The sequence below is a fragment of the Paenibacillus xylanexedens genome, assembly GCF_007676705.1.
Lineage (GTDB): Bacteria > Bacillota > Bacilli > Paenibacillales > Paenibacillaceae > Paenibacillus > Paenibacillus xylanexedens_C.
Map to the genome: position 1 here is coordinate 1 of NZ_VEBF01000658.1, position 237 is coordinate 237.

At 48.5% G+C, this 237-nt stretch carries 1 pseudogene; it reads right to left on the bottom strand.

From position 1 onward, the window contains the following. Nucleotides 1-236 (bottom strand): annotated as a pseudogene (gene eno, locus FS628_RS33395) (phosphopyruvate hydratase); the annotation flags it as partial. Nucleotide 237 lies beyond the last annotated feature (1 nt).

Below are 237 nucleotides of genomic sequence, written 5' to 3' on the forward strand. Positions count from 1 at the left end.
AGTTGAGCGAGTTGATCGTGAATGCGGAGGAATTGGCTGTAGTTGGGGATACGGTGTGTAGGGGAAGGAGGAGGGGTTTTGATTTGAGCAGGGTTAGTTGGAAGAGGGATGTGAGCGATTGTGGTGTCTTGGGATCGAGGGGAAGGGTGGGAGATTAGAGGTGTGTATGGTGCGGGTTTAGGCATTTGGATTGGATGAAATGTTTGAGTGAATGTAGGGATTTGGTTAAGTTTGATG